General features: G+C 75.1%; 13 protein-coding genes. 7 read left to right on the plus strand and 6 right to left on the minus strand.

Features of this window, described 5'->3' with window-relative positions:
* Nucleotides 1–16 precede the first annotated feature (16 nt).
* Nucleotides 17–934 (plus strand): NAD-dependent epimerase/dehydratase family protein, encoded by a 918-nt coding sequence (locus GTR00_RS04350; RefSeq protein ID WP_166610417.1) that lies wholly within the window; start codon nt 17–19, stop codon nt 932–934.
* Between the two features lie 550 nt (nt 935–1,484).
* Here the strand turns inward: GTR00_RS04350 and GTR00_RS04355 are convergent.
* On the minus strand, nt 1,485–1,928 hold the full coding sequence (locus GTR00_RS04355) for a MarR family winged helix-turn-helix transcriptional regulator (RefSeq protein WP_166610418.1): 444 nt from the start codon (nt 1,926–1,928) through the stop codon (nt 1,485–1,487).
* A 96-nt stretch (nt 1,929–2,024) separates the two neighbouring features.
* Between GTR00_RS04355 and GTR00_RS04360 the strand changes: the two genes are divergently transcribed.
* The 6 genes from GTR00_RS04360 (at nt 2,025) to GTR00_RS04385 (ending at nt 7,046) form a co-directional block, all read left to right on the plus strand.
* The gene (locus GTR00_RS04360) at nt 2,025–3,080 is read left to right on the plus strand and encodes a substrate-binding domain-containing protein (RefSeq protein ID WP_166610419.1); all 1,056 of its coding nucleotides are present in this window, start codon (nt 2,025–2,027) and stop codon (nt 3,078–3,080) included.
* A 116-nt stretch (nt 3,081–3,196) separates the two neighbouring features.
* A complete protein-coding gene (locus GTR00_RS26260; protein WP_166610420.1) occupies nt 3,197–3,526 on the plus strand; it encodes an FmdB family zinc ribbon protein in 330 nt (109 codons plus the stop codon).
* Between the two features lie 3 nt (nt 3,527–3,529).
* Nucleotides 3,530–4,171 (plus strand): AmiS/UreI family transporter, encoded by a 642-nt coding sequence (locus tag GTR00_RS04370; protein WP_166610421.1) that lies wholly within the window; start codon nt 3,530–3,532, stop codon nt 4,169–4,171.
* Between the two features lie 12 nt (nt 4,172–4,183).
* Nucleotides 4,184–5,431 (plus strand): formamidase, encoded by a 1,248-nt coding sequence (fmdA, locus tag GTR00_RS04375; RefSeq protein ID WP_166610422.1) that lies wholly within the window; start codon nt 4,184–4,186, stop codon nt 5,429–5,431.
* A 62-nt stretch (nt 5,432–5,493) separates the two neighbouring features.
* Nucleotides 5,494–6,060 carry a dihydrofolate reductase family protein gene (locus GTR00_RS04380; RefSeq protein ID WP_166610423.1) on the plus strand — a complete coding sequence of 189 codons (567 nt, stop codon included), beginning with the start codon at nt 5,494–5,496 and terminating at the stop codon, nt 6,058–6,060.
* A gap of 89 nt (nt 6,061–6,149) precedes the next feature.
* The gene (locus tag GTR00_RS04385) at nt 6,150–7,046 is read left to right on the plus strand and encodes an SDR family oxidoreductase (protein WP_166610424.1); all 897 of its coding nucleotides are present in this window, start codon (nt 6,150–6,152) and stop codon (nt 7,044–7,046) included.
* Between the two features lie 117 nt (nt 7,047–7,163).
* Here the strand turns inward: GTR00_RS04385 and GTR00_RS04390 are convergent, their stop codons facing one another.
* The 5 genes from GTR00_RS04390 to GTR00_RS04410 form a co-directional block, all read right to left on the minus strand.
* Nucleotides 7,164–8,570, minus strand: a complete 1,407-nt coding sequence (locus GTR00_RS04390; RefSeq protein ID WP_166610425.1) for a TonB-dependent receptor — start codon at nt 8,568–8,570, stop codon at nt 7,164–7,166.
* 123 nt (nt 8,571–8,693) lie between these two features.
* Nucleotides 8,694–9,431: a MerR family transcriptional regulator gene (locus GTR00_RS04395; protein WP_205705031.1), complete on the minus strand. Its 738-nt coding sequence runs from the start codon at nt 9,429–9,431 to the stop codon at nt 8,694–8,696.
* A 107-nt stretch (nt 9,432–9,538) separates the two neighbouring features.
* Nucleotides 9,539–9,832, minus strand: a complete 294-nt coding sequence (locus GTR00_RS04400; protein WP_166610426.1) for a hypothetical protein — start codon at nt 9,830–9,832, stop codon at nt 9,539–9,541.
* A complete protein-coding gene (locus tag GTR00_RS04405) occupies nt 9,829–12,036 on the minus strand; it encodes a toprim domain-containing protein (RefSeq protein WP_166610427.1) in 2,208 nt (735 codons plus the stop codon). Before GTR00_RS04405 ends, GTR00_RS04400 begins: the two co-directional genes overlap by 4 nt.
* Before the next feature lie 145 nt (nt 12,037–12,181).
* The coding region (locus GTR00_RS04410; RefSeq protein ID WP_205705032.1) for a GMC oxidoreductase at nt 12,182–13,971 on the minus strand (1,790 nt) is incomplete at its 5' end.

The following is a 13,971-nucleotide window of genomic DNA, read 5'->3' on the forward strand; positions in this document are numbered from 1 at the left end:
GTGGTTGGCTGGGCGCATGCGCATCTTCTTCACCGGCGGCAGCGGCAAGGCCGGTCACCACGTCGCGCCGTACCTGGCCTCCCAGGGCCACCGGGTCACCAACGCCGACCTCACCCCGCTGCGCCACCCCGACGTCGCCGACCTGCGCGTCGACCTGACCGACGCCGGCCAGGTCTACTCCGCGCTGGCGGGCACACCCGCGGCGGCCGACCTCGACGACCCGGCCCCCGCCGCGTCGACCGCGTCGGCCTACGACGCCGTCGTCCACTTCGCCGCGATCCCCAGCTCCTTCATCGCCCCGGACGCCACCACGTTCGCGGCCAACACCTCGGCGCACTACAACGTCCTGGAGGCCGCGACCCGGCTCGGCATCCGCAAGGTGGTCTTCGCCTCCTCGGAGACGGTCTACGGCGTCTGCTTCGCCCGGGGCGAACGCAAGCCGCTGTACGTGCCCGTCGACGAGGAGCACCCCGTGGTGCCGGAGGACTCCTACGCCATCTCGAAGGTGGCCGGGGAGGTGGTCGCGCGCTCCTTCCACGCCCGCACCGGCGCGGACGTCTACGGCCTGCGCATCAACAACGTCGTCGAGCCCCACGAGTACGCCGAGAAGTTCCCGGCCTTCCTGGCGGACCCGTCGCTGCGGCGGCGCAACTTCTTCGCCTACATCGACACCCGCGACCTGGGCCAGGCGACCCTGCGCGCTCTGCAGACCGACGGGCTGGGCTTCGAGGTCTTCAACGTCGCCAACGCCGACATGTCGGTCGCTGCGACCACGCGGGAGGTCATCGACACCTTCTACGGCGGTGTCGAGGTGCGCCGCGAGATGGGCCGCGACGAGACGTTCTACAGCATCGGCAAGGCCCGCGACCTGCTCGGCTACGAGCCCCGGCACTCGTGGCGCGACGTGCTGGACGACCCCCGTGCCGGGGCCTGATCGCCGGTCCCCGGGACGGCTGCCTGCGCGCGCGCTGGATCGAGGGCGATGCCGTCGATCGCGGCGCCGGCGACGCGGTCGAGGGTCTTCCGTCGACCCCGGCCTCGGTGAGGGCCTCGAGCCCGCGGTGGGTGCTGGGCGGACAGTCCGCCCAGCACCGCCGGGCCGGCGGCAGCCGTCGAACAACGCCTCGAACGCCGCGAGCGGCCGGGCCGCGACGACCTCGTCCTCCCGGGCCGGTCCAGCCGTGCCCTTGGCCAGCAGGCGACCGAGGCGGCTGGAGCCGTCCGGGTCGCCCTCCGGGGTGCGCAGCCAGTCGCGCAGGCGGTCCAGGGCCTGGTCCTCGGGGCCCTCGACCCCGCCGGCGCCCGGCGCCACGCCCGGCCCGACACGCGGGCCCTGCGGGCCCGGTACGGCCCCCGGAGCACGCCGCGGCCCGCGAGACCGCCGCCACCGCCGTGCGCCGCCGACTGCTCCTCCTGCCCGGCACCGCCCCGGCGGCCTGAGCCCCCTCGGCGGTCCGGTCGGGCGCCGCCGCGCACCTCGCACGTCAGTCGTCCGCGAGCCGTTCCAGCGCCTGGCGGAGCACGCCCAGCTCCGCGTCCGGCAACCGGGACAGGCCCGACCGCTCCGCCTCGAGCAGCTTCGGGGCCAGCGCGCGGTGGAGCTGCCGCCCGCGGTCGGCGGCGTGGACGAGCACCCGGCGACGGTCCTCGGTGTCGACGTTGCGGTAGAGCAGCGACCGCTCGGTCAAGCGGTCCACGACCCGGGTCAGCGTCGGCCCGCTGATGCGCGTGAGGGCGCCGACCTCGGTCATGGACATCGGGCCGCGGTCCGCCAGGGCCTGCAGCACGCGCCACTGGTCCAGCGTCAGCTCGGCGTCCCGCAGGGGCTCCTCCGCCAGGGACGTCAGGTCGTCGGCGACCCGGCGCAGCAGGTCCGTGTAGGACGCGACCTGCCGCGGTGCGGTGGTCCTCCGGGTTTCCTTCCGCATGCTGCTCTCTCCCGACCCGGCGAAGCCTTCCCCGGGCGGGGAAAGGTGAGCATAGTGTCCCCTGCCCGGGGTGGTGCAGCTCGCCCAGGAGGATCGATGCACCGGAGACGATCGCACCTGCGTGTCGGTCTCGTCGTCCCCCTGCGAGGACCGGCCGGCATCTTCGGCCCCTCGTGCGAGGCGGTGGCCGCCACGGCCGTCCGGGCGCTCAACGCCACCGGGGTGCTCGGGCGGCAGGTGGCGGTCCGCGTCGTCGACGGGGGTGCGCGCCCGCGCGACGTGGCCGCCGAGGTCGACGGGCTGATCCGGGCCGGGGAGCTCGACGCGGTGACCGGCTGGCACATCTCCGCCGTCCGCAACGCGCTCGCCCCGGTGACGTCCGGTCGCGTCCCGTACGTCTACACCTCGCTCTACGAGGGCGGGGAGGGGCGGCAGGGGGTCTTCTGCTCCGGTGAGACGCCCGCCCGCCAGATCGCCCCGGCGCTGCGGTGGCTGCGCGACGGCCGCGGCGTCCGCCGGTGGTTCATCGTCGGCGACGACTACGTGTGGCCGCGCGCCTCGGTGCGCGTCACGCACCTGTTCGCCCGTCAGCTGGGGCTCGAGGTGAGCGGGACCGTGTTCGTCCCGCTGGGCACCCGGGACTTCTCCGCCGTGCTCGAGCACGTCGGGGGCAGCGACGCCCAGGGCGTCCTGCTGTACCTGGTCGGCCAGGACGCGGTGCAGTTCAACCGCGCCTTCGCCGAGCGGGGTCTGCACGAGCGGCTGGTCCGGTTCAGCCCCCTGATGGAGGAGAACATGCTCCTGGCCAGCGGCGCCGACGCCACCCGGGACCTGTTCGCCTCCGCCTCGTACTTCCGGTCGTTGGCGACGGCGTCCGCGGTGGAGCTGTGCAGCGCGTACGTGCACCAGCACGGCCCCGACGCACCGCCGCTGAACAACGCCGCCGAGTCGTGCTACGAGGGCCTGATGGCGCTGGCGGCGCTGGCGCGGCGCGCCGGGTCGCTGGAGGTCGGGCGGATGCAGGCCGTCAGCTCCGGGACCGGTTACGACGGCCCCCGCGGCCCGGTGTCCTTCGCGGGCAACCACCTCGAGCAGCAGGTGCACCTGGCGGCGGCCGACGGCTACGACTTCGACGTCCTCGCACGTCTGTGAGCTGCCGGCGCCGGGTGCGCGCGGACAGCGGCGTGGAACCCGCCGGGGGAGCGGTCCGGGGGTCTTGACAAACACTTTCAAGTGAATACATTTCATGTGGAAGAGATGGAGGAGTCATGGCGACCTACGTCTTCCGCTGTCCCGGCTGCTCGGTGTTCGAAGTGGTCCAACCGATGTCGGCCCTGCGCCCGACCCACACCTGCCCGACCTGCGGCGCGCCGGCGGCGCGCGTGTTCACCGCCCCGGGCCTGCTGAGCACACCCTCCCCGGTGCACCGCGCCCTCGACCGCGCTGCCGCCAGCGCCGAGGCGCCGCAGGTCGTCCGCTCCCTCCCGCACGGCGCACCGCCACCGCGCCGCCGTCGGTGGAACCCGGTGACCGGCGCCGCGCCGCTCGACGCGGCCCACCGGCCGGCCGGACCCCACCCGCCCCTGCCGCGGTGGTGACTCGTGGGCGCCGTCGGTCTGCTGTACGTGGGCGCGGTCCTGGTCGTCAACGGGCTCGTCCTGCTGGGGCACGTGGACGGGCGCGGCGCGGCGCCGCTGAACCTGTTCGTCGGCGCCCTGCAGGTCCTCACGCCCACCTACCTGATCATCGCCGCGGGTGGTGACACGGCACGGATCGCGCTGGCCGCCGGCCTGTACTTCTTCGGCTTCACCTACCTGTGGGTGGGGATCAACGCGGTCTCCGGCTGGCCCGCCGAGGGGCTGGGCTGGTTCTCCCTGGTCGTCGCGCTGGCCGCCGTCGGGTTCGCCGTCCACTCGTGGGTGGTGGTCGACGACGCCGCGTTCGGCGTGATCTGGCTGCTGTGGGCGGCCCTGTGGTCCGCGTTCTTCCTGCTGATGGCCCTGCACCGGGACCGCCTCGCCCCGGCGATCGGGGTGCTCGCCGTCGGCGAGGGCCTCCTGACCGCAGCCGTCCCCGGGTTCCTGATCGTCGCCGGCTGGTGGCGGGACTCGCTGGCCACCGCCGTCGTCGTCGCCGTCCTCGGTGCGCTCCTGCTGGCCGCGAGCGCTCCGCTGAGCCGGTCGTTGTCCGCACCCGCACCTCGTGTCCGCCACCAGCCCGGCACCGGTCCGGGCGTTCGATGAGGGGAAGCCGCCGTGCCAGAAGTCGTGTTCACCGTCGATCAGAGCAGGTCCATGCGCGAGCAGGCCGTACCCGGTCACAACCGCTGGCACCCCGACATCCCCGCGGCGGTGACCGTCCGGCCCGGGCAGGACATCCGGGTGGAGTGCCGGGAGTGGACCGACGGCCAGATCGGCAACAACGACTCCGCCAACGACGTCCGTGACGTCGACCTGTCCCACGCCCACGTGCTCTCGGGCCCGATCGCGGTGGAGGGAGCCGAACCCGGCGACCTGCTCGTGGTCGACATCCTGGACCTCGGACCGGTGCCGCAGACCCGGGGCCCGAACTGCGGGGAGGGCTGGGGCTACTCGGGCATCTTCGCCAAGGTCAACGGCGGTGGGTTCCTGACCGACTACTTCCCCGACGCCTACAAGGCGATCTGGGACTTCCAGGGGCAGCAGTGCAGCTCCCGGCACGTCCCGGGCGTGAAGTACACCGGGATCACCCACCCCGGGCTCTTCGGGACGGCTCCCTCCCCCGACCTGCTGGCGCGGTGGAACACCCGGGAGCGCGCGCTCATCGCGACCGACCCCGACCGCGTGCCGGCGCTCGGGCTGCCGCCGCTGCCGGACAACGTCCTGGCCGGCACCGCCACCGGCGACCTGCTGGAGGCCGTCGGGCGCGACGGGGCGCGGACCGTGCCCGCCCGCGAGAACGGCGGGAACCACGACATCAAGAACTTCACCCGGGGCAGCCGGGTGTTCTACCCGGTCTACGTCGACGGCGGCCTGCTGTCCGGCGGGGACCTGCACTTCAGCCAGGGCGACGGGGAGATCAACTTCTGCGGCGCCATCGAGATGGGCGGCTTCATCGACTTCCACGTCGACCTCATCAAGGGCGGCATGGAGACCTACGGGGTCACGACCAACCCCATCTTCATGCCCGGTCGGGTCGAGCCGCGCTACTCCGAGTTCCTGACCTTCATCGGCGTCTCGGTCGACCACCGCGACGACACCAACCACTACCTCGACGCCACGCTGGCCTACCGCAACGCCTGCCTCAACGCGATCCAGTACCTGCAGAAGTGGGGCTACACCGGCGAGCAGGCCTACCTCATCCTGGGCACCTCACCCGTCGAGGGGCGCATCGGCGGCGTCGTGGACATCCCCAACGCCTGCTGCTCGCTCTTCCTGCCCACGGAGATCTTCGACGTGGACATCCGCCCCGGCGGGGACGGCCCGCAGCGCCGCGACCGCGGTCAGGTCTGCGTCACCTCCTGACGCCCCTTGCCGCGGACGCCGTGGCGGTGGAGGCTGTGACCCCCGTCCGGTTGGAGGCAGTCGTGGGCAAGCTGATCTACGCGGCCAACACCTCCGTCGACGGCTACCTGGAGGACCAGGACGGCTCCTTCGACTGGTCGGTGCCCGACGAGGAGGTGCACGCGTTCTGGAACGAGCACGAGCGCGGCATCGGCACCTCGCTGTACGGCCGGCGCCTGTACGAGAGCATGCGCGTGTGGGAGGACGACGACTGGTTGACCGGCGAACCGGCCGTCGTGCGCGAGTACGCGGGGATCTGGCGCGACGGGGACAAGGTCGTGTACTCCTCCACGCTGGAGGAGGTGTCCACGGCGCGCACGCGGATCGAGCGGCGCTTCGAGCCCGAGGCGGTGCGCCGGCTCAAGGAGGGCTCCGGTGCGGACCTCAGCGTCGGTGGTGCGGACCTGGGCGCGCAGGCGTTCCGGCACGGCCTGGTGGACGAGTGCGTGCTGCTGCTGCACCCCGTGCTCGTCGGTGGCGGCAAGCCGGCGCTGCCCGCGGGCGTGCGCGTCGGCCTGCAGCTGCTGGACCAGCGGCGGTTCGGCAACGGGGTGGTGCACCTGCACTACGCCGTGCGCGCCGGCACCTGAGCCCGCGTGCAACCGGTGGGCTTCGCGGGGCGTGAGGGCACCCGTCGCGGGGTACAGCACCCTTGGAGCACCCGTCGACGGAGGTAGCCATGCCCCAGGACCAGACCGACCCCCAGGACCCGCAGGAGCAGTACGCCCAGCCCGAGGCCGAGGGTGAGCAGCTCGCGCACCCCGGCCGCACGCAGGACATGGGTGATCAGCCCGACCACGGCGAGGAGTCCTACCGGGGCAGCGAGCGCCTCGAGGGCAAGAAGGCGATCATCACCGGCGGTGACTCCGGCATCGGCCGGGCGGTCGCGATCGCGTTCGCCCGCGAGGGTGCCGACGTCCTCATCGCCCACCTGCCCCAGGAGGAGCAGGACGCGCAGGAGACCCTGCGCCACGTCCAGCAGGCCGGGCGCAAGGGCGTGGCCGTGCCCGTGGACCTGCGGGAGGAGGAGGCCTGCCAGCAGGTCGTGGACCGCGCCGTCGCGGAGTTCGGGCGCATCGACGTGCTGGTGAACAACGCCGCCTACCAGATGGCGCAGCCGGGCGGCATCGAGGACATCACCACCGAGCAGTTCGACCGGGTCCTCAAGACCAACCTGTACGCCATGTTCTGGCTGTGCAAGAAGGCCGTGCCGCACATGCGGCCCGGTTCCGCCATCATCAACACCTCCTCGATCCAGGCCTACCAGCCCTCCCCGCCGCTGCTGGACTACGCCACCACCAAGGCCGGCATCGTGAACTTCACCAAGGGCCTGGGCCAGATGCTGGCGGAGAAGGGCATCCGGGTGAACTCCGTGGCCCCCGGCCCCATCTGGACGCCCCTGATCCCGGCGACGATGCCGGAGGACAAGGTCGAGACCTTCGGCGAGGACGTCCCCCTGGGACGGGCCGGGCAGCCCGCCGAGCTCGCCCCGGCGTACGTCTTCTTCGCCTCGCAGGAGTCCAGCTACATCACCGCCGAGGTCCTCGGCGTGACGGGGGGGTCGCCCCTGGCCTGAGCCGACCGGGGATCAGCACGACCGCGCCCTCGCCACCGGCCGGTGCACCCGTCGCGGCACGCGGGTGCACCGGCCGGTGGCGAGGGGGCCCGTGCGGCCCGTGCGCCGCGTTCCCGCTCAGTCCTCCCGGCGCTTGTACCCGAAGAAGCCCCGCTTGACGATCGTCGACGCGACCTCCTCGGGCACCATGGACTCCCAGCTGTCGTCCCCGGCCGCGATGCGGCGCAGCACGTCGCGGCTCAGGATCGGCAGGTACTCGGGCCGGTAGTTGTCCAGGTGCACGAAGCTGCCGCGGCGGGCGAGGAAGTCGAACAGCGGCTGCAGGTCGGGCGCGACCTGCAGGTCCTCCACGGTGACCGTGGCGCCGGTCCCCTGGTCCTGCATGGGGTAGACGAACAGCTTCAGGTCGTTCTTGAACAGCCTGCCGAAGCTCTCCAGGATCCCGCCCTGCATGTGCGAGTGGTTCTCCTCGTCGAAGAGGTTCACCAGGCTCGGCACGCCCATGACGATGCCGATGCGCTCCTTGGTGCGCCGCTGGAGGTACTCGGCCAGGCGGTTGTACTCGTAGTAGTCCGTGATGACCGTCGTCATGCCGCACGCACCGAGGAGGTCCGCGCGGGCCAGGAAGTCGCGCCGGTCGACCTTGTCCCCGGCCGCGCGCAGGTTCCGCATCGTGAGCTCGGTCAGGGCCAGGACCGGGGCGCCCCCGGCGTCCTCCTGCGCGAACTTCTCCTCGGCGCAGGTGAGCATGTCGATGTTGACGACCGTCGGGGGGCGGAAGCTGCCGCGCTCGACGAGGACCGCGTGCTTGCGCAGCGCCTCGGAGGGCTGCAGCACCTCCCCGTCGGGGCCGAACATCGCCACGCCCGACAGGCCCAGCTGCACCAGCTGCAGCGCCATCACCCGGTTGTCCACGTGGCGGAACTCGATCCCGCGGAACTGGATCACGTCGATCTCGATGCGCCCGGTGGACAGCCGGTCCAGCAGGCTGGCCACGACCTGGTCCGGCTCGTGGCGCTCGAAGAACGCCGCGTGCAGCAGGTTGACCCCGACGACGCCCAGGGCCTCCTGCTGCATGCCCGCGTCGTCGTCGAGCATCCGCACGTGCAGCACGATCTGGCTGGGCTCGTCGTGCGGGTGGGCCTGGAACCGCACGCCCATCCACCCGTGGCACTCGTTGCCGCCGCGGTAGCTGCGGGCCACGACGGTGTCGGCGAAGGCGAAGAAGCAGGTGTCGTCCCCGCGCGCCTCGCTGAGGCGCTCGACGTTGAGGGACAGCTCGTGCTGCAGCATCGCCTGCAGGCGCCCGAGGGACACGTACCGCTCGGACTTGCCGTAGACGGCGTCGCTGACGGCCATGTCGTAGGCCGACATCGACTTCGCCACGGTGCCGGCGGCACCACCGGCGCGGAAGAACCAGCGCGCCACCTCCTGACCCGCACCGATCTCGGCGATGGTCCCGTACCAGCGGGGGTCGAGGTTGACCCGCAGGGCCTTCTGGAGCGTGTCGGCGGCGATCTCCATGCGGGTGTCCTCCGAGTCGCAGCGACGTCCGGGGTCCCATCCTGCTGGATCCGGTCGCGGCGTGTCACCCCGTGGGCTCCCGAGCCGACGACCGTGCCGGTACCGGTGCCGGTGCCCGGCTGCTCAGCCCGCCAGGGCCTCGACGACCGGGCAGGGGGCGCTCGTGTCGAGGCACTGCGCTGCGAGCAGCTGCGCGATCTCGTCCACCTTGCGGTGGGCGTGCTCGGCGACGTCGGCGGCGAGGACGCCGCTGCTGCGCGCTGCACCCGAGAGCCGGGTGAAGGCGGCCAGCTCGGCCAGGGTGAAGCCCAGGTCCAGGCCCTGGCCCCGGCGCAGGAACCGGACGGTGCGCACGTCCTCCGCGGTGTAGGCGCGGTAACCGTCGCGCTGGCGGGCCGGTGCCGGCAGCAGCCCCTCGCGCTCGTAGAACCTGACGGTGGACACGGCCACCGCGGCCGCCCGGGCGAGTTCGGGGGTGCGCACGCGCCGACCCCAGGAGGCGCGGGCGGGGAGCCGGGCGGCGCTGCTCGCCCGGGGCCGCGTGCAGAGCAGGACGGCGGCCTGCGCGAGGCCCCGGGCGATCTCCAGGAGGAGCACGACCGCCAGCAGCGGGGAGGCGCCGCGGCTCAGCGCGGCGATCATGGCCAGGGAGAACAGGGCCCGTGCGGCCACGTCGGCGGCGGCAGCCGCCCGCGAGGGACGCAGCAGGCGGTACAGCGACCACGCGGCCACGACGCTGCCCGTGAAGTTGGCGAGCAGCAGGGCGAACCCGGCGGTGGTGAGGAGGTCGTAGCCGGCGGAGGCGCGCACCGTGCGGCGGGTGGCGGTCGTGAGCGGGTCAGCGGTGTCCGGCGGAGTCATGCGTGCAGCGTCGACCCTGCACCTGGGTGCGGGGTCGAGTGGTGGTCCGGCCGGACCGTGGACGCGCACCCCCGTGGCCGTTCACGAGCCCGCACCGGTCGCGGGGCTCAGGCGGGGGTGCGCGCGCGGGCGAGGGCGTCGTGGGCGGGCACCAGGTGCACCCTGCCGGCCAGGGCGATCACCCGTGCGAGGTCGTCGCGGACCGCCTGCGCGTCGCTGTCGGCCAGGGCGCGGCAGCAGGGGCCGCTCGGCCCGGCGGGGACGACGACGAGGGAGCCGTCGCCGTGACCAGCGGGACGTGCTCGGCGCCTGCTCGTCCAGCGCGGCCGGCGGCGGCCTGCGGCCGCGGACGGCTCGGTGGTCGTGCTGGTGCCGTCCACCCAGGTGCGAGCCGTGCTCACGGTGCTTCACCGCGCTGCTCGGCGCCGGCGGGGGCGCAGCGACCGGCCGGAGGAGTTCCAGCACGGCTGGGTCGAGCGCAGCGAGCTCCGCTGGTCGCCTCGGACGGTGCGGTCGCCGCTGCGCCGTGACCAGCGCCGTCCTCCTCCCGGATCGGCCGGCTCCGGGGGGCCTCGAACTCGTCGAGCCGGCGGATGACGCTGGACGTCGCGATGAGCAGGGACCGCACCGCCGCGGTGCGCGCGGCCGGGTCCTGCGCGTCGCCGGCGTCGGGACGGCGCAGCGGCGCCTCGGCGTCGGCCGGGTGCTGCAGCGGCGCCTCGCGCAGTCGCTGCAGGACCGCCTCCAGGCGGGCGGCGCGGGTCTGGGTGGTGCCGGTGGGGACGCCCAGCAGCCGCTCGGCGCGCAGCAGGACCGACCCGGCCCGGCGCTGGTGGGTGCCGGCCAGCTGGCTCAGGCTGCGACCGGCCCGCAGGGCGTGCAGCAGCGCGGCGTCCTCGATGGCGTTCCACCGCTGGCCGTGGCGTGCGGCTCCGCCGCTGGTCGTGCGCGACGCTGCCGCCGGGCGCGCCGGCGCGCCCGGTGTGACGGTCGGTGCGGCAGGCAGCGTGACGGGCGTCAGCGCCGCCTCGACCATCGCCGCGACCACCGCCTCGGCGTCGTCGCTGCTGCGCTCGGTGCGCCGGGCGCGCCGGGCGCGCCGGGCGCGCGAGCGGATCGCGCCGGTGGTGCGCCGGTGCGCGGCGGCGATGTCCTCCACGAGCAGCCCGTCGAGCAGCTCGCGCACCAGCTGCTCGTCCTCGGCCGGGCTCCAGGCGCTGCCGCTGCTGCCCGCGCGGCGGTCGTCCGCGCTCTGCGCGACGGGCTTCGCGTCGGGCTTCGCGTCGGGCTTCGCGTCGGGCACCCGAAGGCTCGCGGGTGCCCCGGTGGGGGTGGGCACGGCGCTGGTCGCAGCAGGCGCTCGCTCCGGCACCCGGCGCCGCGCGGCGCGGCGGAACCCCAGGTCGGGGCCTGCGGTGGGCCCGGTGGTGGGCCCGGTGGTGGGCCCGGTGGTGGGCCCGGTGGTGGGCGCTGCGGTGGGCGCTGCGGTGGGCGCCGCGTCGCGCCGCGGTCCGCCGGCGGCGTCGAGGACCTGGGTGACGACGAACTCCGCGTCCACCCCGGTGGCCAGCACGACGCGCAGGATGCCGTCGCCGATCAGCTCGGCCGGGGTGCCGCGCAGGAACGCCGCGGCGGCGCGCACGGCGGCGACCTGACTGGGCACCTCGTGCACCCGAGCGGCGAACGGCGCCACCGCGTCGTCGATCAGGCTGTCCTGCAACGGCTGCCGACCGCAGGCGGCCAGCGCCCGCGTCAGGGCGTCCGGATCGCCGGCCCAGGCGGCGGCCGGGTCCGCGCCCGGCGCCAGGCGCAGCTCGTGCGGCCACACGCCCCGCTCGCGCAGCAGGCGCCAGGCGCGGGCGGCGCCGGCCCGTCCGGCCCGGTCGACGTCGAAGGCGACGACGAGTCCCCGCTCGGCCAGCCCGCCGGGGACGCCCGCCCGCACGAGGACCCGGTGCAGCGCCTCCAGGTGCGCGTCGGTCAGCACGGTTCCGCAGGTGGCCAGGCCGACGTGGTGGCCGCGACCGGCGGCGGTGACGGCCAGGGCGTCGACGGGGCCCTCGACCAGGACCGGTACCGCCCCGGCGGCCAGGGCCGCGCGCACGCGGGGTGCGCCGAGGGCGAAGAGGACCTCGCTCTTGCGCCACAGGGGCGTGTCGGGGGAGTTCAGGTACTTCGGCGTCCTGCGCCCGGCGGCCCCGCGCGCCGATCGGGGGCCGGTGGGGCGTCCGGCGGGGTCCTCGGTGACGGCGCGCGCGGTGAAGGCGACGGGGCGGCCGGCGAGGTCGTGGAGGGTGAAGGTGATGCGGTGGCGCAGCAGGTCGACGAGGGCGCCGCGCCGGGTGCGGGTGAGGAGCCCGGCGGACAGCAGCGTGGCGTCGTCGTGGCCGAGGCCGCGCAGGTGCCGGTGCAGGGCGTCGAAGGAGTCGGGGGCGTAGCCGACCTCCTCCGGCGGCGCGCCGGCCCCGCCGAGCTCCAGGCGCCGGGCGGCCAGGACCTGCCGGGCCGGGCGGCCGGTGAGCGGCTCGCGCAACTGCCGGCCGTAGAAGGCCGCGGCGTCCGCGACCGCCGCCAGCGCCGCCTCCCGCAGGTGCGCAGCGGTCACCGCGGCACCGACCCGCTCGCCGCCCGGCTGACCGTCCACCGCCTCCCTCACCCCCTGCTCACTCCAGCACCAGGCACCGACACCCCACCCGGACCGCGGCCCGGCGCGGGCACCACCGCCCGCGGCGGCGGGCTGCGGGACCCGGTCAGGCCCGCTGCCGCCGGGTGCGTCCGGTGAGCAGGTGCTCGGTGGTGCGCGCCGCGCCGGCCATGACGGTGAGCACCGGGTTGACCCCGCCGTTGGTCACGTGCACGGAGGCGTCCACCACGCGCAGGTTGCGGTAGCCCCACACGCGCCCGAAGGGGTCGGTCACCGAGGTGGCCGCGTCGGTGCCCGAGCGCGCGGTGCCGGCCTGGTGCTGCCCGGCGCTGGGACCGCCCGCGCGTCCCGGAGCGGGCACCGGGACGACGCGCTCGGCGCCGGCGGCGTGCAGCCACTGCGCGGCGCGCTCGGACAGGAACGCCTGGGTGCGGCGGTCCTCGGGGTGCAGGCCACCGGACAGCGCCGCGACGGCGTTGCCGTCGCCGTCGCGCACGCGCGGGTCCAGGCGGACGCGCGAGCCGGCCGTCGTCACCTCCTGCGCCGGGCCCACGACCCTCACCAGGCGGCGCGCGAGGCGGTGCAGGCCCTCGCGCCCGTCCGGCCCGTGCCGGGGGATCAAGCCGGCGCCGGTGAGCCAGCGGCGGGTGGTGGCCGGGGTGGGCACGAACTCGTTGGCGAGCATCCCGCCACCGACCACGCCGGGGTTGCCGTGGCGGAAGTCGCACGTGGCGATGGCGGGACCGGGTCCGAGCAGGTCCACGACGTCCTCGGCGAAGAGGGCGCTGGCGCCGCCGTAGACGTGGCCCTGCAGGTGCCGGCCGACCTGGTCGGTGCTGTTGCCCATGCCGGCCGGGTCGGCCTCGTGGGCGCTGGCCAGCAGCAGCCGGGCGGTCTCCACCGCCCCCGCGGCCAGGACGACCTCCTCGGCGTGCACCACGCGCCGCCACGTGCGGCCCCGCCACCGCCCGACGAGGGCCACGCCCTGCACGCGCTCGCGGCCGGCGGCGAGCACGCGCTCGACGCGGGTGCCGGGCAGCACCGTGCAGCGGCCGGTCGCCAGCGCCCAGGGCAGGGCGGTGTTGTGGGTGCCGCTCTTGGCGTCCACGGGGCAGGCGAAACCCACGCACTGCGCGCAGCGCACGCACGCCGCGCGCCCGGCGCGGGGGGTGGCGTTGACCAGCAGCGGCACCGTGGTGGTGCCCAGCCCCAGCCGGCGCGCACCCTCGGCCAGCAGCCGCTCCTGCTCGCCGCCGCCCAGCGCCGGCATCGGGAAGCCGCGCGAGCGCGGACCGGCCCACGGGTCCCCGCCGGCCTCGGCGCTGACGCCCAGGGCCCACTCGACCTCGTCGTAGTAGGGCTCCAGGTCCTGGTAGTCGATCGGCCAGTCGGCCAGCGCGCTGCCCTCGGGCACGCCGTAGCGCGAGGCCATCCGGAAGTCCTCGGGGCAGAAGCGCCAGGCCTGGGCGCCGTACACGCGCGTGCCGCCGCCCAGCAGCATCGCGTTGGCGTTCCAGGCGCTGTCGCCGGGGCGCAGCACGGTCGAGCCGGACCCCGTGAGCAGGGTGCGCGGGTCCGTGGTGCCGCGCGGGCCCGTCAGCGGGTCCAGACCGCTGGCGGAGCGGGGGTTGCGCAGGTGGTCGTGCGCCAGCTCGGCGGTGGCGGGCCAGCCGCCGCGCTCCACGAGCAGCACGCGCCGGCCGGCCCGGGCCAGCTGCCAGGCCGCGATCCCGCCCCCGGCGCCGGAGCCGACCACGACGACGTCGTAGCGGTCGGCGATCTGCGGCGGTGCGGCCAGCGCCTGCGCCGGTGCGTCCAGCGCCTGCGCCGGTGCGTCCGCCGCGGCACCGCTCAGCGGGTCGGCGGTGCGGGCGGTGCGGGCGGCAGGTTCAGCGG

Origin of the sequence: Kineococcus indalonis, assembly GCF_009906395.1 — a bacterium.
Classification (GTDB): domain Bacteria; phylum Actinomycetota; class Actinomycetes; order Actinomycetales; family Kineococcaceae; genus Kineococcus; species Kineococcus indalonis.

Coding starts and splice junctions, on each gene's coding strand:
- GTR00_RS04350 (WP_166610417.1), top strand. CDS start 17: ATGCGCATCTTCTTCACCGGCGGCAGCGGCAAGGCCGGTCACCACGTC.
- GTR00_RS04355 (WP_166610418.1), bottom strand. CDS start 1,928: ATGCGGAAGGAAACCCGGAGGACCACCGCACCGCGGCAGGTCGCGTCC.
- GTR00_RS04360 (WP_166610419.1), top strand. CDS start 2,025: ATGCACCGGAGACGATCGCACCTGCGTGTCGGTCTCGTCGTCCCCCTG.
- GTR00_RS26260 (WP_166610420.1), top strand. CDS start 3,197: ATGGCGACCTACGTCTTCCGCTGTCCCGGCTGCTCGGTGTTCGAAGTG.
- GTR00_RS04385 (WP_166610424.1), top strand. CDS start 6,150: ATGCCCCAGGACCAGACCGACCCCCAGGACCCGCAGGAGCAGTACGCC.
- GTR00_RS04390 (WP_166610425.1), bottom strand. CDS start 8,570: ATGGAGATCGCCGCCGACACGCTCCAGAAGGCCCTGCGGGTCAACCTC.
- GTR00_RS04395 (WP_205705031.1), bottom strand. CDS start 9,431: ATGACTCCGCCGGACACCGCTGACCCGCTCACGACCGCCACCCGCCGC.